At 75.0% G+C, this 17920-nt stretch carries 9 protein-coding genes and 1 pseudogene; 2 read left to right on the top strand and 8 right to left on the bottom strand.

All coding sequences use genetic code 11. The features are described from left to right. Positions 1–365 precede the first annotated feature (365 nt). Positions 366–1640 (top strand): annotated as a pseudogene (locus ACIRST_RS06540) (protein kinase); the annotation flags it as partial. Positions 1641–2746: 1106 nt separating this feature from the next. Here the strand turns inward: ACIRST_RS06540 and ACIRST_RS06545 are convergent. Continuing rightward, positions 2747–3559, bottom strand: a complete 813-nt coding sequence (locus tag ACIRST_RS06545) for a TrmH family RNA methyltransferase (protein ID WP_402800509.1) — start codon at positions 3557–3559, stop codon at positions 2747–2749. A gap of 89 nt (positions 3560–3648) precedes the next feature. On the opposite strand from ACIRST_RS06545, the gene ACIRST_RS06550 reads away from it, so the two are divergent. Then, positions 3649–6393 (top strand): SpoIIE family protein phosphatase, encoded by a 2745-nt coding sequence (locus ACIRST_RS06550; protein ID WP_402800511.1) that lies wholly within the window; start codon positions 3649–3651, stop codon positions 6391–6393. A 54-nt stretch (positions 6394–6447) separates the two neighbouring features. Here the strand turns inward: ACIRST_RS06550 and cobA are convergent, their stop codons facing one another. From cobA to ACIRST_RS06585, 7 genes are all read right to left on the bottom strand, one after another. Then, positions 6448–7695 (bottom strand): uroporphyrinogen-III C-methyltransferase, encoded by a 1248-nt coding sequence (gene cobA / locus ACIRST_RS06555; protein ID WP_402800513.1) that lies wholly within the window; start codon positions 7693–7695, stop codon positions 6448–6450. A 106-nt stretch (positions 7696–7801) separates the two neighbouring features. Then, positions 7802–11839, bottom strand: coding sequence for a nicotinate-nucleotide--dimethylbenzimidazole phosphoribosyltransferase (gene cobT / locus ACIRST_RS06560; protein WP_402800515.1), 4038 nt, complete (start codon positions 11837–11839; stop codon positions 7802–7804). 507 nt (positions 11840–12346) lie between these two features. Further along, positions 12347–13603 carry a precorrin-6y C5,15-methyltransferase (decarboxylating) subunit CbiE gene (cbiE, locus tag ACIRST_RS06565; RefSeq protein ID WP_402800518.1) on the bottom strand — a complete coding sequence of 419 codons (1257 nt, stop codon included), beginning with the start codon at positions 13601–13603 and terminating at the stop codon, positions 12347–12349. A gap of 243 nt (positions 13604–13846) precedes the next feature. Then, entirely contained in the window at positions 13847–14512 is a 666-nt protein-coding gene (locus tag ACIRST_RS06570) for a GNAT family N-acetyltransferase (protein WP_350521296.1), read from the bottom strand. A gap of 205 nt (positions 14513–14717) precedes the next feature. Further along, positions 14718–15542: a MetQ/NlpA family ABC transporter substrate-binding protein gene (locus ACIRST_RS06575; RefSeq protein WP_350521297.1), complete on the bottom strand. Its 825-nt coding sequence runs from the start codon at positions 15540–15542 to the stop codon at positions 14718–14720. A gap of 109 nt (positions 15543–15651) precedes the next feature. Beyond that, the gene (locus ACIRST_RS06580) at positions 15652–16383 is read right to left on the bottom strand and encodes a methionine ABC transporter permease (protein ID WP_402800521.1); all 732 of its coding nucleotides are present in this window, start codon (positions 16381–16383) and stop codon (positions 15652–15654) included. After that, positions 16380–17405, bottom strand: coding sequence for a methionine ABC transporter ATP-binding protein (locus ACIRST_RS06585; RefSeq protein ID WP_402800522.1), 1026 nt, complete (start codon positions 17403–17405; stop codon positions 16380–16382). Before ACIRST_RS06585 ends, ACIRST_RS06580 begins: the two co-directional genes overlap by 4 nt. Between the last annotated feature and the right edge of the window lie 515 nt (positions 17406–17920).

A 17920-nucleotide genomic window follows, 5' to 3' on the forward strand; every position in this document is an offset into this window, starting at 1 on the left:
TACCTCGGGGGACGAGCTTCCCGTCCACCGCTGGGCTCAACGCTATTGGTCGGGGGCCCCTCCGGACGTCATGCCGTCGTACTGTTCCTCGGACGTCCCGGAGGATGACGCTCGGACTTGAGGCCTACTACCGCAGGGGGAGGGAAGGTTGACCCGACCCCCGGGGGAACCCTGAGGGGCAACCCCGAGAGGCGATCCGGCACCCCTGTGACCTGCACGTCCACGCAAGATCAGACAATCGCACGGCGGCTTGAGGTGTTGCGTATCAGCACACCGCAGCAGGCAGTCCGTAAGCTGTGCCAGACAGGAACTGACGATGGCCCAACCGACGGGGCCTCACCCACAGGCTGACGGGGAACGGAAACATGGCGATGATGCGGCTGAGGCGTGAGGACCCCCGCATCGTCGGGCCGTACCGCCTGCACCGGCGACTGGGCGCCGGCGGGATGGGTGTGGTCTACCTCGGCTCCGACCGCCGCGGGCAGCGCGTCGCCCTCAAGCTGATCCGCGCCGAACTCGCCGAGGACGTGGAGTTCCGCACCCGCTTCGCCCGCGAGATCGCCGCCGCCTCCCGCATCCGGGGCGGCTGCACCGCCCGCGTGGTCGGCTCCGACATCGAAGCCGACCGGCCGTGGCTGGCCACCGCGTACGTGCCCGGGCCCTCGCTCTACAAGCGGGTCGGCGACGAGGGCCCGCTGAACTGGCCCGAGGCCGCCCGGATCGGGGCCGCGCTCGCCGACGGGCTGGTCAAGGTGCACGAGGCCGGTGTGGTCCACCGGGACCTCAAGCCCTCCAACATCCTGCTCTCGCCGAAGGGCCCGCGGATCATCGACTTCGGCATCGCGTGGTCGCGCGGCGCCAGCACGCTCACCCACGTCGGCACGGCGGTCGGCTCCCCCGGCTTCCTCGCGCCCGAGCAGGTACGCGGAGCCGCCGTCACACCGGCCACCGACGTCTTCGCCTTCGGGGCCACCCTCGCGTACGCGCTCACCGGGGACACCCCGTTCGGCTCGGGAGCCTCCTCCGAGGTGATGCTGTACCGGGTCGTCCACGAGGAGCCCGACCTGTCGGCCGTACCGCCGCAGCTCGCGCCGCTGATCCGTGCCTGCCTGGCCAAGGAGCCCGCCGAACGGCCCGGCGCGGCCGCGCTGCACGAGCGGCTCAGCGAGCTGGCCGCGCGCGGAACGGCCGCCGCGGCCGCCGGCGGCGCAGCCCGCACGGCCCGGCCCGGGCGGGGGGCACCCGCGCCCGCGCCGCAGGACGGCGCCCGGCAGGGCGTCCCGGCTCCCGGGCGCTCGCCCGAACCGCCCGCCGCGGCCCGGGCCCGGGCGGCGGCGGGCCGTCCCGGTGCGCAGGTTTCCGGGGCCGGCGGGCGGCGTCCGCCGGGGGCGGGCGCACCGCTCCCCCGGCCCGAGCCGACGCCCGTGACCCGCCCGCTGCGCGCGGACCGCCCACAGACTCCGCCCCCGTACCGTCCCGGCCCCCGCGACCGGGCCCGCCCCCGGGACCGGCAGCACACCCCCGCCCCCGGCGGGCGGCCCGGCACGGCGCGGCAGCGGCTGCTGCGACAGCGGCTGGTGGTCTTCGTCACGGTGACCCTCGGGGTGGCACTGGCCATCGCGGCGGCGCAGGGGTGCGAGGACCGCGGCAACCAGGGCCTGAAGCCGCCGACCGGGGCGGTCGCGAGCGCGGCTGCCGGTGCGGGCGGTGGTGGCGGCGGCGGGTTGCTTTCGGTGCCGGGGTCGTCGGTGGACGTCGTCCCGCAAGCCTCGACCACACCGCTTCCGGCCGCAGCGCGCGGCGGCACGGCGGACGGCGCCCTGACCGCCCCGCAGGGGCCGGTACCCGCGGTCGACTGGCCGAACCGCAGCTACCCCGACGGGGTCGGCGGGTCGGCCGTCGCGCTGAAGGACGGCCACTCGGTCGGGGCCGGGCCGCAGGTCGCGCTGAGCGCGGTGCTGCCGGCCCGGTACAAGGGCGTGCCGGCCGCGGTCGTGGTCCTGCGGCGGGCGGAGGGCTCGGCGCCCGTCGACCTCGTCCAGCTCTACACCTTCGCCGGGGACAACCCGGTCGCCACCACCTCCCGCACCTCGGCAGCGGACCCGCAGGCGGCGGCCACCTGGCGGCTGGACGGCAGCACGGTCGTCCGCGAGGAGCGCGTCGCCGCCACCGGAGCGGTCACCTCCACCCGCTACACCGTCCGCGCCGACGGCACCCTCGACGAGTCCTGGCCCGGCGCCCCCGGCGCCCCCGTCCCACCCCCCGCCGCCGCCCCCGCCCCGCCCACGGCCGCCACAACGGGCTGACCGGGCCCGGGCGGAGCACCGGAAGTCGGATCCGCCGACTTCCGGTGACGCGGCAGGAGCTGCGCAGGCAACCGGGTCGGTGACGGCGAGCTACCCCAGGCGCCACACACCGCACCCGGCGGGCAACCTCTGGGAGCCGCAGACAACGGGCCGCGGGCGAGAGCGTGGAAAGTCGAGCCGGCCGACTTCCCATGACGCGGCAGGCACGCGAGGCATCCGGCGAGCGGCCTCCCAGCAGGCTGCGCGGGCGACGGGGGGCAGGCGGAGGCGTGGGAAGTCGGGCGGGCCGACTTCTCGTGACGCCGCCGAGCCGAGCGGGCGCAGCAGGTGACGCACCGGCCGCCCGACGAGCAGCGTCGGCCGGTGACCTGGCCCCGTGCGGGCGCACCGGAAGTCGGGCGGGCCGACTTCCGGTGGTTTGGGGCCCGCGGCGGCGGGGGTCAGGCGGTGGGGGTGGTGACGGCGTAGAAGGCCACGGCTGCGGCGGCGCCCACGTTGAGGGAGTCGATGCCGTGGGCCATGGGGATGCGGACCGGGTGGTCGGCGGCGGCGATGGCGTGGGGGGTGAGGCCGTCGCCCTCGGCGCCGAGCATGAGGGCGGCCTTGGGGAGGCGGTGCGGGGTGAGGCCCGCGAGGTCGACGGCGTCGTCCGCGGGGGTGAGGGCGAGGAGGGTGAAGCCGGCGTCGCGCACCGTGTCGAGAGCGGCCGGCCAGGGGTCGAGGCGGGCGTACGGGACCGCGAAGACGGCGCCCATCGAGACCTTGACGGCGCGCCGGTACAGCGGGTCGGCGCAGTCGGGCGAGAGCAGGACCGCGTCCATGCCGAGGGCCGCGGCGCTGCGGAAGATGGCGCCGAGGTTGGTGTGGTCGACCAGGCCTTCCAGGACCGCGACCCGGCGGGCTCCGGCGAGCACGTCGGCGGCGTCCGGAAGGGGCTTGCGCTCCATCGAGGCGAGGGCGCCGCGGTGGACGTGGTAGCCGGTGACGGCCTCGGCGAGCGCGGGCTCGACGACGTGGACGGGGGCGTCCGCCTCGGCGATGACGTCGGCCATCACGTCCAGCCACTTCGCCGTGAGCAGCATCGACCGCATCCGGTAGCCGGCGGCGAGGGCCCGGCGGATGACCTTCTCCCCCTCGGCGATGAACAGGCCTTCGGCGGGTTCGCGGCGACGGCGCAGTTCGACGTCGGTGAGGCCGGTGTAGTCGGCGAGTCGGGGGTCGGCCGGGTCGGTGATGGTGCTGGGTTCGGACACCCTGCGATCTTGCCAAGCCGGGGCGGGGAAGGCCAAACGGCCGATCGGACGGGGTGGTCCCCGGCTGGTCGGAGTGCAAATATGACCGTATGGCCCGTTATCCGGGCCGATCCCGGGCTCCGTCGGCCTCTGGCGCCACTGGCTCCGCCGGCTCCTCCGGTGGGCGCCCACACGGTCGGCCACAGCTGCCGCGCGCGATGCGGGGATGGCCGGTGTGGCACCGGTCGCTGGCGGGACAGGTGTTCGCACTGCAGATCCTGGTCGTGCTGCTCCTGGTGGCGGCCGCCGTGGTGGCGCTGGTGGTGCAGTCGCACAGGGACGCCGACAACGAGGCGCGGAACCGGTCGGTGGCGGTCGCCCAGACCTTCGCGAACTCACCGGGCATGGTCGAGGCGCTCCGCTCCCCCGATCCGACCGCGATCCTCCAGCCGAAGGCGCAGTCCGCGCGGGTCGGCTCGGGCGTGGACTTCATCGTCGTCCTGAACAACCAGGGCATCCGCTACACCCACCCGAACCCGGCCCGGATCGGCCAGAAGTTCGTCGGCGACTACGAGCCCGCGCTGCAAGGCCAGGTGGTGACCGAACACGTCACGGGCACGCTCGGCCCGCTGGTGCAGGCGGTGGTCCCGGTGTACGCGCCGGACGGCCAGGTGGTCGGGCTGGTCTCGGCGGGCGTCACGCTGGCGAACGTCAGCACGGCGAGCGAGCGTCAGCTGCCGGTGGTGCTGGGCGCGGCGGCCGGCGCGATCGGCCTGGCCACGCTCGGGACGGCGCTGATCAGCCGTCGGCTGCGGCGGCAGACGCGCGGGCTGGGCCCGATCGAGATGACCCGGATGTACGAGCACCACGCAGCCGTGCTGCACGCGGTGCGCGAGGGCGTCATGATCGTCGGCGGGGACGGGCGGCTGCTGCTCTGCAACGACGAGGCGCGCCGGCTGCTGGACCTGCCACCGGACGCCGAGGGCCGTCCGGTGACGGAGCTGGGTCTGGAGCAGGCCCCGCTGGCGCTGTTGACGGCCAACCGCCAGGTGACCGACCAGGTGGTACTGGCCGGGGAGCGGCTGCTGGCGGTGAACGTCCGGCTGACCGACCAGGCCCCCGACGGCCCGCCCGGCTGCGTCGCCACGCTGCGCGACTCGACCGAGCTGCTGGCGCTGTCCGGCCGGGCCGAGCGCGCGCAGCGGCGGCTGCGGCTGCTGTACGACGCCGGCGTGACGGTGGGCAGCACGCTGGACGTGACGCGGACGGCGGAGGAGCTGGCGCAGGTCGCGGTGCCGCGGTTCGCGGACTTCGTCACGGTGGACCTCGCCGAGCAGGTCCTGGTGGGCGAGGAGCCGCCGGCCGGCACCTCGCTGGGGCGGATGCGGCGGGCGGCGGTGCAGGGCGTCCGGGACGACGCGCCGTTCTACCCGGTCGGCACGGTGCTGGACGTCGTGCCCGCGACCCCGCTGGCCGGGGCGCTGCACAGCGGGGAGCCGGGCCTGGAGCCGAACCTGGCGGAGGCCCGGCGGTGGCGGGACCAGGACCCGGAGCGGTCGGCGCAGGTGCTGGAGTACGGGGTGCACTCGCTGGTCCGGGTGCCGCTGCGGGCGCGCGGGGTGCTGCTGGGGGTGGTCCGGTTCTGGCGGGCGCAGCGGGCGGAGGCGTTCGAGACGGACGACCTGGCACTGGCCGAGGAGCTGGTGTCGCACGCGGCGGTGTGCATCGACAACGCCCGGCGCTACACCCGGGAGCACGCGATGGCGGTGACGCTGCAGCACAGCCTGCTGCCGCGCACCCTGCCGGCCCAGAACGCGCTGGAGGTGGCGCACCGCTACCTGCCGGCCCAGGCCGGGGTCGGCGGGGACTGGTTCGACGTGATCCCGCTGCCGGGCGCCCGGGTGGCCCTGGTGGTCGGGGACGTGGTGGGGCACGGGCTGCACGCGGCGGCGACGATGGGCCGGCTGCGCACCGCGATCCACAACTTCTCGACCCTGGACCTGCCGCCGGACGAGCTGCTGGGGCACCTGGACGAGCTGGTGAACCGGATCGACCAGGACGAGGCGGCGAGCGGGGAGCACGCGGGGCTGACCGGGGCGACCTGTCTGTACGCGATCTACGACCCGGTGTCGCGGCGGTGCACGCTGGCCACCGCCGGGCACCCGCCGCCTGCCGTGGTGGATCCGCAGGGCCGGGTGGTGTTCCCCGAGCTGCCGACCGGGCCGCCGCTCGGGCTGGCGGTGCTGCCGTTCGAGACCGCCGAGCTGGAGCTGGCGGAGGGCAGCCGGCTGGTGCTGTACACGGACGGGCTGGTCGAGGACCGCAGCCGGGACATCGACGAGGGGCTGGACCTGCTGCGGACGGCGCTGACCGGCCCGCCGCGCACCCCCGAGCAGACCTGCGCGGACGTGCTCGGGGCGATGCTGCCGTCGCACCCGCAGGACGACATCGCGCTGTTGGTGGCGCAGACCAGGGTGCTGGCCTCGGACCACGTGGCGGAGTGGGACGTGCCGTCCGACCCGGCCGCGGTGGGTGCCGTGCGGGGGGAGGTGGCCCGGCGGCTGGAGGCCTGGGGGCTGGACGAGGCCGCGTTCGTCACCGAGCTGATCCTGAGCGAGCTGGTGACCAACGCGATCCGCTACGGCTCGGGGCCGATCCGGGTGCGGCTGCTCCGGGACCGTGCGCTGATCTGCGAGGTGTCGGACGGCAGCAGCACCTCGCCGCACCTGCGGTACGCGGCGACCGAGGACGAGGGCGGGCGCGGGCTGTTCCTGGTCGCCCAGTTCGCGGACCGCTGGGGGACGCGCTACACGGCGACCGGGAAGGTCATCTGGACGGAGCAGCCGCTGGAGTAGGAAGTCGGCCGGGCCGACTTCCCACTCCGCGGGCCGGGCACTCCGGGGACGGGCCTACCGCGGGAAGGCGGCGGCCAGGACGTTGACGACGTCACCGACGACGATGACCGCCGGGGGCTTGACGCCCTCGGCCTCGACCACGGCGGCGACGGTGCCCAGGGTGGCGTCGACCCGGCGCTGGGCGGCGGTCGTGCCCTCCTGGACGATCGCGACCGGGGTGTCCGCCGGGCGGCCGTACTCGACCAGCCGGGCGGCGATCGCGCCGATCTTGTCCACGGCCATCAGCAGCACCAGGGTGCCGCTCATCTTCGCGGCGGCCTCCCAGTTGGTGAGGGAGCGCTCGTCGTCCGGGCCGACGTGGCCGGAGATCACGGTGAACTCGTGGGTCATGCCGCGGTGGGTGACCGGGACGCCCGCTGCGGCGGGGACGCTGATCGAGCTGGAGATCCCGGGCACGACGGTGACCGGCAGGCCCGCCTCGGCGCAGGCCAGCAGCTCCTCGCCGCCGCGTCCGAAGACGTACGGGTCGCCGCCCTTGAGGCGGACGACGAACTTTCCGGCCTTGGCGTGCTCGATGAGGGTCCGGTTGATCGCCTCCTGGGCCATGAAGCGGCCGTACGGGATCTTGGAGGCGTCGATCACCTCGACGTGCTCGGGCAGCTCGGCGAGCAGTTCGCGCGGGGCGAGGCGGTCGGTGACCACCACGTCGGCGTCCGCGAGCAGGCGGCGGCCGCGCACGGTGATCAGGTCCGGGTCTCCGGGGCCGCCGCCGACCAGGGCGACGCCGGCGCCGTGCGAGCGGTACTGGCGGGCGGCCAGCGAGCCGTCCCGCAGGCCGTCCACGATGGCGTCGCGCAGGGCGGCGGAGTGGCGCGGGTCGCCGGTGAGGACGGCCACGGTGGCGCCCGCGTCGCGGCCGCTGGCCGGGGTCCAGGCGGTGGCGGCGGAGGCGTCGTCGCTGCGGGAGCAGAACACCCGGCCGCGCTCGGCCTCGGCGCTGACCGCCGCGTTGACGGCCGGGTCGTCGGTGGCGACCAGGACGTACCAGGCGTCGGCCAGGTCGCCGTCCCGGTACGGGCGGGCGTGCCAGGTGAGCTCGCCGGCGTCGGCCATCGCCTGGACGGCCGGGGTGGTGGCCGGCGATATCAGGTGCAGCTCGGCCCCCGTGGCGATCAGTGCCGGCAGCCGCCGCTGGGCGACCTGGCCGCCACCGACCACGACGACGCGGCGGCCGGCCAGCAGCAGGCCGACCGGGTAGGGGGTTCGGCCCTCGGTGCTCGGGTGCGGGGTGGGCGCGGTCATCGGCGGGGCTCCTGATCGGGGTGAGGGTGTGGGGACGGTACGGCGAGACGCCGCTCCGCGGGCCGGCGCGCCCTCGGGCCGGTCCGCGGAGCGGTGCGAGTGTGCGTCAGGCCTTCTCGGTGACCCCGGCGGAGTCGAAGGTGGCTACATCGTGCATCGCCCGGGCCGCGCTCTGCACCAGCGGCAGGGCCAGCAGGGCACCGGTGCCCTCGCCGAGCCGCAGGTCCAGGTCGATCAGCGGACGCAGACCGAGCTTCGCCAGCGCGGCCTGGTGGCCGGGCTCGGCGGAGCGGTGCCCGGCGATGCAGGCGGCCAGCACCTCGGGGGCGATCGCCTTGGCGGCCAGGGCGGCCGAACCGGCGATGACACCGTCCAGCACCACCGGGGTGCGCAGCGAGGCCGCGCCCAGCAGGAAGCCGGCGATGGCCGCGTGCTCCAGGCCTCCGACGGCGGCGAGGACACCGATCGGGTCGCTCGGGTCGGGCTGGTGGAGGGCCAGCGCGGCGCGGATGACCTCGATCTTGCGGGCGTGGGTCTCGTCGTCGATGCCGGTGCCGCGGCCGGTGACCTCGGCCGGGTCGAGGCCGGTGAACACCGAGATCAGGGCGGCCGAGGCGGTGGTGTTGGCGATGCCCATGTCGCCGGTGACCAGCGCCTTGTTGCCCGCCGCGACCAGGTCACGGGCGGTCTCGATGCCGACCTCGACGGCCTGGAGAACCTCCTCGCGGGTCATCGCCGGGCCCTGGGTCATGTCGGCGGTGCCGGGGCGGACCTTGCGCGGCAGCAGGCCGGTGGCGCGGCCCTGCTGGACGGCCTCCGGCAGCTCGGCGGCCACGCCGACGTCGACCACGCAGACCTCGGTGCCGATCTGCTTCGCGAAGGAGTTGATCACCGCTCCCCCGGCCAGGAAGTTGCCGACCATCTGGGCGGTCACCTCCTGCGGCCAGGGGCTGACGCCCTGGGCGTGCACGCCGTGGTCACCGGCGAAGATCGCCACGCAGGCGGGCTCCGGGATCGGCGGCGGGCACTTGCGGGACAGGCCGCACAGCTGGGCGGAGATGATCTCCAGCATGCCGAGCGAACCGGCCGGCTTGGTCATCCGCTTCTGGCGGTCCCAGGCCTCGCCGAGCGCCTTGGCGTCCAGCGGGCGGATGCCGCGCAGGGTCTCGGCGAGCAGGCTCTGCGGCTCCTCGCCGGGCAGCGCGCGGTTGCCGTACTGCTCCTCGTGGACGACCCAGGACAGCGGGCGCTTCTTGGCCCAGCCCTGCTGCTCCAGCTCGGGCTCGTCCGGGAAGGAGTCGACGAAGCCGACGCACAGGTAGGCCACGACCTCCAGGTGCTCGGGCAGGCCGAGCTCGCGGACCAGCTCCTCGTCGTCGAAGAAGCTCACCCAGCCGACGCCCAGGCCCTCGGCGCGGGCGGCCAGCCAGAGGTTCTCGACGGCCAGGGCGGCCGAGTACGGGGCCATCTGGGGCTGGCTGTGCCGGCCGAGGGTGTGCCGGCCGCCGCGGGTGCGGTCGGCGGTCACCACGATGTTGACCGGGGTTTCGAGGATGGCCTCGATCTTGATTTCCTTGAACTGCTTGGCCCGGCCCTTGGGCAGCGAGTCCGCGTACGCCTCGCGCTGGCGCTCGGCCAGGGCGTGCATCTTCTTGCGGGTCTTGCGCGAGCGGATCACCACGAAGTCCCAGGGCTGCGAGTAGCCGACGCTGGGCGCGGTGTGCGCGGCCTCCAGGACGCGGATCAGCACCTCGTGCGGGATCGGGTCCGAGCGGAAGCCGTTGCGGATGTCGCGGCGCTCGCGGATCACCTGGTGGACGGCGTCGCGACCGGCCTCGTCGTAGCCCGGGGCGGCCGGGCCGCGCGGCTCGGCGGGCTCCTCGGGCTGCGGCTCCTCGGCGGCGGGCTGCTCGGCGGCGGGCTGCTCCTCCGCGGCGGGCTGGTCGACGGGCTGGTCGACGGCGACCGGCTGCTCGGCCTGCGGCTCCTCGGTGACGGCGGCCTCGGGGGCCTGCTCGACGGTCTCGACGGCTGCGTCGGCGGGCGCCTCGGCCGGGGCCTGCTCGGCGACCGGCTCGGCGGCGGCCTGGGCCTGCTCGGCGACGGCCTCCGGCGCGACCGCAGCGGCCTCGACGGCCTCCGCGCTCTGGGCGGGCTCGGCGGCGGGAGCAGAAGCCTCGGCGGCCTCGGCGGCGGGCTGCTGCTCCGGCTCCTGCGCGGCGGCTTCGGCGGGCTGCGCCGCCTCGCCCGCGGCGGCGGAGTCGGCGGTGGCGGAGTCGGCGGTGGCGGACTCCGCGGTGGCGGGCTCGGCGGTGGTCGCGGCTGCGGTGTCACCCGCGGCCTCGGCCTGGACCTGCTCGGTGACACCCTCGGCGGGAGCCTCGGCCGGCACCTGGGCCTGCTCGGCGACCGGCTCGGCAGGGGCCTCCGCCGGAGTCCCGGCCTGCGTCTCGGCCGGGGCCTGGGCCGGCGCGGCCTCCTGCTGCTGCGGCTGCTCGGCCTCGGCGGCAGTTTCGTCGACGGCCTCGGTGACGACCACGGCGCCGACCTCGGTGACGGTCTCGGCGCCGGTCTCGCTGACGGCCTGCCCGGACGGCATCTCACCGGTGCCCGCGGCGGTCTCGGCGACCGGCTCGGCGACGGCCTCCGGCGCGACCGCAGCGGCCTCGGCGGCCTGCGGCGCGACGGCCTCGGCGGCCTCCGCGCCCTGGGCGGGCTCGGCGACGGGAGCGGCCTGGACGGTCTCGCCGCCTTCGACGGCCTGCGGCGCGTCGGCGGCCACTATGGGCACGGACTGCTGCGGGGCCGCCTCCTCGACCGCCGGACCCTGGGCCGCCTCGACCTTGGGCAGGCCGTGCGGGGTGGGTGCGGCGAGGAAGGCGGAGATCCGGCGCGGCTGACCGGCCGGAGCCGCGGCCTCGGCCCCGGCCTGCTCGACGGCACCCTCGACGGCGACGGACTGGACGGCGGCGGACTCGGCGGCGACCGGCTCCACCATCACCGACTCGACCGCGACCGACTCGACCGCGACCGACTCGACCGCGACCGCAGCGACGGCGGCCTCGGCCTGGGCCTGCTCGGCGACCGGCTCGACCACGACGGCCTGCGGCGCGACGGACGCGGCCGCCACGACGGCCTCGGGCGCCGCCACGGCCTGCGCGACCTGGGCACCCTCGACGACCGGGGCGGCCTGAACGGCCTCCGGCGTCTCGACGACCTCGATCACCTCGATCGCCCCGACCGTCTCGACGGCGAACACGCCCTCGACCGGCTGCGAGTCCAGCGGCACCTGGAGCGGCTGCTGGACGTCCGGGGCGAGCGGCAGCTGCTGACCGTCCGCCACCGGAGCACCCGGGACCAGCGGAACGACCGGCGGCACCGGCGCCGCCGGAGCGGCGTGCGGCACGGCGGCCGGAGCCTGGAAGGCGGCCTCGGCCATCGGCGGCCGGCCGACGACCGGGATGCCGTGCGCGGGCGTGCCGCCCTGCGACGGGCCGCGGTCGGCCAGCGAACGGACCGGGACCTGACCGGTCATCAGCGACGGGTCCGGGATCGGCGGCCCGGCGTGCAGCGGGCGGCGCGGCGGCTGAGCCTGCGTCATCGGCTGCTGCATCTGTTGCTGCAGCTGGACGGGCTGCTGCTGGACCTGCTCGGCGCCGGGCACCGGCGGGTCCACCGGCGGCCAGGACGGCTCGACCGGGGTGCCGTCCTGCTGCGGCGCGAGCGGCATCTGCTCGGCGGGTACGGCCGCCATCGGCTCGCCCCAGGAGCCCTGCGGGCCGGGCATCAGCAGCACGTCGTCATCGTCGTCCAGGCCGTCCGGCGAGTCGGGCTGGTCGAGGAAGTGGAAGGCCGGGCGCGGGGCGCCCTGGTCGACTCCCCACCCCTCGCCGGGGAGACCGGACGCCGGCACGCCGGGGACGGCGTAGCCGGGCTGTCCCTGCGGCGGGATGGTGCCCATGCCCGGCATCGCGCCGGGCATGCCGCCGACCGGGGCCGCCGGGTTCGGGATCATTCCGCCGTCCGTCGCGACGCCCTGCAGAGGTGCAACGCCCGCGACGCCCTCCGGTCCGCCGAGCGGGTCAGGCCCGGCGTGCAGGTGCTCCGGCAGTCCCTCGCCCGGGACGTGGCCGCCATCGGTCATTGTCAAAGCTCCTTCCAGGCCGCTGCCGCGCCCTTGGCGACACGATCACCGATCGCAGCGCCCATCCGCACGGGCCGGGCCTGCACCGACCCGCCCCTCAACCACACGCGGCCGCCGCGCCGTAGCGCTGCGGCCCAAGTCCTTCCGGCGCGCTGCGGCACCCCGGCCCGGTGCACCGCCCGCACGGGGCGACGCATCGTCTGAAACAACGACAACCCGGAGCAACCGGCACGACCGCACCGGACCCTACGGCATTCTCCAGGTCCGGCACGAAGCTCGTCGAATTGCCCACACTCCGAGCGGAACCGGCCTGCACCACGTCAAAAAGGTGACAAACCGACCGAATCGGGTGGGTCGCCGACCGCTGCAGCCGCTCAGGACGTCACACTACCGGCCCGGCGCGGTCACCTCTCGAATCAGTGTCCGGATGCGACCTGGATCACCGTCCGCGCCGTGCGCGGACCACCGCCCGCGCGACCGCCGCGCCCCGGCGCACGCCCGAGGCCTTCACACGATCTGCTCACCCCAGAGCACCAGTGCGCCGGTGCCGCCCGCCCCCAGTTCCAGCCCGCCGCCCTCGCCCGCGGACCGCAGCGGGGTCGACTGGAGCAGCGCGCCGTCCGCCCGGTAGCCGGCCCCGTCGATCGCCCGGCGGATCTCCTCCGCCTCGGCGAAGGTCCGGGCCAGGGCGACGAAGCGCGCCGGCTTGCGGGCCAGCACCGCGCGCACCACCTCCGGTCCGCCGGACTCCACCACCGCCGCGTCCGGCTCCGGCAGGCCGCCGAACACCTCGGGACCGCTGCCGTACACGGCCTCCACCTCGACGCCGTACCGGCGGGCGTTGACGGCCAGCCGGGCGCAGGCCGAACGGGAGCCCTCGACCGCGACCACGGCGGCGCCGAACCGGGCCGCCTCCACCGCGAGGGCGCCGCTGCCCGCGCCGACCGACCAGACCAGGTCCCCGGGACGTGCACCCAGACGGGCCAGCACCAGGGCGCGTACGTGCGCGGGAAGCTCCTCCGACGCGCCGGTCCCACCACCCGTGCGCCCGGCGCCCGCGTAGGCATCACCGGGGAGCGCCCAGCCGCGCTCCGCGCCGGGGTAGCCGACCGGGCGCCCTGCCAGCCAGCCGGCCGCCTGGTCCACCGCGGCGGCCTGGGCGCTGCCGCCGATCACCAGCACCACGTTGGGGTCGCGCCACACGTGGTCGGCGATCCGGTCGGAGGTGAGGACGGTGACGTCCTCGTCCGGGGTCCCGAGGGCCTCGCAGACCACGAAGGTCCGGTGCACCCCGCGCAGCATCAGGGCGAGTTCGGCGGGCCCGGCGCCCGGGGCGGTCAACACCGCGACCTTGGGGTGGGCCCGGCAGATGTTGGCCGCGCGGCGCAGCCGGCCGCCGTGCGCGCTGACCACCTGGGCGTCCTCCCAGGGCATGCCGGCCCGGGCGAAGGCGGTGGCGACGGAGGAGACGGCGGGCAGGACCTCCAGTTCGAGGCCGTACTCGGGGCGGCGCAGGGTGCGCACCACGCCGAAGAAACCCGGGTCGCCCTCGGCGACCACGACGGCGGCGCCGCGGTGCTCGGCGATCCGGCGGGCGGCCTGCCGGATGTCGCCGAGGGCGATCCGCTCGGCGGCGTCCGGCACCGGGAGGGCGCTCAGTTGGTAGGGGGCTCCGGCCACCAGGGTCGCCGCGGCGAGGGCCGCACCGGCGGCCTCGGTCAGCGGCGTGCCGTCCCACCCGATGACCGTGATCCGGTCAGCCATCTGCGGCCGTTCTCCCTCGACTCGGTGCGCCACTCGGTGCGCCGCGGTGCGCGGTGGTGCGGCGCCGGTCAGAGGCTACCGGGTGTGATCCCCCGGAGGCGGACATCTCGTACACATGTCCGTGGCGAGCGGGTGACCGGCGGCTGTCCGGCCGGGCGGGGCCCATCGCGCCCGGTCCGACCCGGCGCGGTCCGGCAGCGCGCGGTCCGACCGGGCAGGTCCGGCGGCCCCGGTGCCGCGGGTTCAGTCGCGCAGCACGTAGCGGCGGTCGCCGTGCCAGCCGTCCCGGTGCAGCTCGGGCGACTCCAGGTCTTCCGGGAGCAGGCTCCACAGGATGAGGTCGCTGCGGCTCTCTCCCCCGGCCCGGCGGCCGGACGGCACCCCCACCACGACCTCGCCGGGCTCGTCGCGCACTATCCAGGCGCTGCGCAGCACGCCCTCGCTGATCGCACCGATCTTCCCGGCGACCTGCTGGGCGGCGGTGTTCCCCGCGGCGGTGCGCATCTCCAGGCGCAGGAAGCCGCGGTCCTCGAACAGCCACTGGGCGACCCCGAGGACGGCCTCCGGGGCGTAGCCCTCGCCGCGCGCCCAGGAGGCGGTGACGTAGGAGATCTCGGTGCTGCGCAGCCGCCAGTCGGTGTTGCGCAGTTCGACCAGGCCGACCAGGCGCTGGGTCAGGTGTTCGGTGACGGCGAAGACGATGCCGCGCCCGGCGGCCCGGTGGGCGGGGGCGAGGGTGCGGGCGAGCTCGGCGGCGTACGCCTCGGTGAAGGGCTGCGGGAGGTCGGTCCAGGCCAGGACGAGGTCATCGGCCATCATCGTGGAGAGGCCGGGGGCGTCGTCCTCCGCAAGGGGACGCAACAGCAACCGTTCGGTGCTGATGGCGGTCTCGGGGAAGCTCGCTGCCATGCCGTCTCTCCTCGCCGGGTCGTGAACACAACACCGTACGCCTCCGTCGCACTCCGGGTACCACGCGGTGCGCCGCGCGCACGACGGTACGTCAGAACGCGGTCGCCCGAAGGTGTCCCTGGTGCATACTGCCCGACCGGGCCCCCGCCGAGGTGCGGCGGGGGCCCGGTCGGGCGTGGGGGGCGTACGGCGGCGGTACGACGGATCAGAACGCCGGGACGACCGAGCCCTGGAAGGTGTCCTCGATGTACTTCTTGACCTCGTCGGAGTGCAGCAGCTCGGCCAGCTTCTTGACCCGCGGGTCGTTCTCCTTGCCCTTCTTGACGGCGAGGATGTTGGCGTACGGGTTGCCCTCGGCCTTCTCCAGCACCAGCGCGTCGGTGGCGGGCTTGAGGCCGGAGTCCAGCGCGTAGTTGCCGTTGATGACGGCGGCGTCGACGTCGGCGATGGAGCGGGGCAGCTGGGCGGCCTCCAGCTCCTTCCACTTGAGGTTCTTCGGGTTGCCGGTCACGTCGGCCGGGGTGGCGGCGGTGCCGGCGCCGTCCTTGAGGGTGATCAGCTTGTTGTCGGCGAGCAGCTTGAGCGCGCGGCCCTCGTTGGTGGCGTCGTTGGGCAGGCCGATGGTGGCACCGTCCGGGAGGTCGGTGATCGACTTGACCTTCTTGGAGTAGACGCCGAGCGGCTCCAGGTGCACGGTCCCGACCGAGACGACGTCCGTGCCGCGCTTCTTGTTGAAGTCCTCCAGGTACGGGACGTGCTGGAAGTAGTTGGCGTCGGCCGAACCGTCCTGCACCGCCGTGTTGGGGGTCACGTAGTCGGTGACCTCCTTGATGTCCAGCTTGAGGCCGGCCTTCTCCGCGAGGTTGTCCTTGACGAACTTGAGGATCTGCCCGTGCGGGGTGGGGCTGGCGACGACCTTGAGCGGCGCGTTCGGGTCCGAGGAGGACGAGCCCGAGCTGCTGCAGGCGGCCACCGAGAGGGCGAGGCCGGCGGTGGCGAGGACACTGGTGAACTTCACAACGTTGCGCACGAAAAGTGCCTTTCTGCGTGATACGGGGAGCCGCGCCCGGGGATCGGACGTGGGAGGTCTGGGAGGCGACGAGGCCTGGAGGTGACGAGGCCTAGGAGGCGACGGGGGCCTAGGAGGCGACGAGGTCCTCGTCGGCGGTGGCGGCGCCGGGGAGGCGCAGCAGGCGGGTCCGGCCTCCGCCGTGGCCGCGGTTGGCCAGGCGGCGCACGAGGTAGTCGCCGGCCAGCTGGACGACGGTGACGATGAGCGCGATCTCGGCGACGATGATCCACATGAAGGCGGTCTCGAAGCGCAGGTAGCCGTACCGGTAGGCGAGGTCGCCGAGGCCGCCGCCGCCGACGGTGCCGGCCATCGCGGAGTAGCCGATCAGCGCGATGACGGTGGTGGTGACGGAGGCCACGATGCCGGGAAGGGCCTCGGGGACGAAGGTCTTGCGGACGAGCGTCCAGGTGCCGCCGCCCATCGCCTGCACGGCCTCGACCAGGCCGCGGTCGACCTCGCGGACGTTGGTCTCGACGAGCCGGGCGAAGAAGGGGATCGCGCCGACGGTCAGCGGCACGGTGGCGGCCTGCCAGCCGAGCGAGTTGCCGGTCAGCCAGCGGGTGAAGGAGATCAGCGCGATCATCAGGATGATGAACGGCAGTGAGCGCGCGAGGTTCACGATCGCGCCGAGCACCTTGTTCACCGGCTGGTTCTGGAGCGCCCCGCCCTTGGACGTGAGCACCAGCAGGACGCCGAGCGGCAGGCCGAGCAGCACGGTGAAGACCGTGGACACGCCGACCATCTGGAAGGTCTCCACCGTGGCGGGCCTCATCAGGGCCCACATCTCGTCCCAGGTCATGCCACCGCTCCTTCCGCCGCGCCGATCACGTCCACCTGCAGGCCCTGCTCGCGCAGGTAGCCGATCGGCACCACGTTGTCCTGGTGCCCGCCGGTCAGCTCGACCCGCATCCGCCCGACCATCCGGCCGCCGATGGTCTCCACCGCGGCGCCGAGGATGTTGATGTCGATCTGGTAGGTGCGGGCCAGCTGGGAGACGAACGGCTGGGCCGAGGTGTCGCCCTGGAAGGTGATCTCCAGCACGGTGGAGCCGGGGTGGCCGGTGCCGAACTCGCTGAGCGGGAACAGCTCGCGGGCCAGCTCGGAGCGGGGCTCGGCGAGCAGGTCGGTCAGCGCGCCGGACTCGACCACCTTGCCGCCGCGCATCAGGGCGGCGGAGTCGCAGACGGACTTGATGACGTCCATCTCGTGGGTGATCAGCAGGACGGTGAGGCCGAGCTGCTGGTTGAGCTCGCGCAGCAGGTTGAGGATCGAGCGGGTGGTCTCCGGGTCGAGCGCCGAGGTGGCCTCGTCGGAGAGCAGCACCTTGGGGTCGCCGGCCAGGGCGCGGGCGATGCCGACGCGCTGCTTCTGGCCGCCGGACAGCTGGTTGGGGTAGCTGTGGGCCTTGTCGCCGAGGCCGACCAGGTCGAGCAGTTCGGCGGCCTTGCGGCGGCGCTGGGTGCGGTCCAGACCGATGATCTCCAGCGGGAGTTCGACGTTCTGCTGCACCGTCCGCGAGGACAGCAGGTTGAAGTGCTGGAAGACCATGCCGATCCGGCGGCGCGCCTCGCGCAGTTCCCGTCCGGCCCGGTTCTCGCCGCCGGGCAGCGCGGTGAGCTCGACCCCGTCCACGGTGACGGTGCCGGAGGTCGGGCGCTCCAGCATGTTCACGCAGCGGATGAGGGTGGACTTGCCGGCACCGCTGGTGCCGACGACGCCGTAGACCTCGCCCGGGCGGACGTGCAGGTCGACACCGGCGAGGGCGGTCACCTCGCGGCCTCGGGAGCGGTAGACCTTCGTGAGGTCCGTGGTGGTGATCACAGCTGCTTCCGTGGGTCGGGGGCGGGCGGCACGGGTCGACCGCCCGACCGGGTTCCGGTCGGCGGTTTCCTGCGGCGCTCCGCCGGGGGGATCCGGACCTGACGCCCTCGGTCGTGGCCGCCGGGCGGCCGGGACGCGCGACGGCGCGGCCCTCACGAGTCACCGGCACCCGCGAGTGGGCGGGCACGGCAAGGGAAGGGGTCCGGGAGGATGGGCGCGCTCACACGGGCGGGAGCGGCGCCGAGTCTCGCTTCGGGGCGCGAGGGGAGGCACCCGTACGGGGGTGCCGGGGGCGGTGGCCCTCAGCAGTGACACATTCGACGGCACATGGCACGCTCACCTGCCGGCAGCGTGCCGGTGGGGGTGCAGTTCGTCGTCGCAGTCATGTGAGCCAGTAAAACAGATGGTTCGGGGTACGCCCAATTATTTGGCGGTCGCTGTCCGCAATGCGGACAGCGACCGCTGTGACCAGGCAAGACATGACTCGGCGCCGCCACCGGACCGTCCGGATGGTG

The sequence above is a fragment of the Kitasatospora sp. NPDC101447 genome (genome assembly GCF_044767225.1).
GTDB lineage: Bacteria > Actinomycetota > Actinomycetes > Streptomycetales > Streptomycetaceae > Kitasatospora.

Bases quoted from the DNA above. Each gene is read 5' to 3' on its own strand.
- cobT (WP_402800515.1), bottom strand. From the start codon at position 11,839: ATGACCGATGGCGGCCACGTCCCGGGCGAGGGACTGCCGGAGCACCTG.
- ACIRST_RS06580 (WP_402800521.1), bottom strand. From the start codon at position 16,383: ATGACCTGGGACGAGATGTGGGCCCTGATGAGGCCCGCCACGGTGGAG.
- cbiE (WP_402800518.1), bottom strand. From the start codon at position 13,603: ATGGCTGACCGGATCACGGTCATCGGGTGGGACGGCACGCCGCTGACC.
- ACIRST_RS06570 (WP_350521296.1), bottom strand. From the start codon at position 14,512: ATGGCAGCGAGCTTCCCCGAGACCGCCATCAGCACCGAACGGTTGCTG.
- cobA (WP_402800513.1), bottom strand. From the start codon at position 7,695: ATGACCGCGCCCACCCCGCACCCGAGCACCGAGGGCCGAACCCCCTAC.
- ACIRST_RS06550 (WP_402800511.1), top strand. From the start codon at position 3,649: ATGGCCCGTTATCCGGGCCGATCCCGGGCTCCGTCGGCCTCTGGCGCC.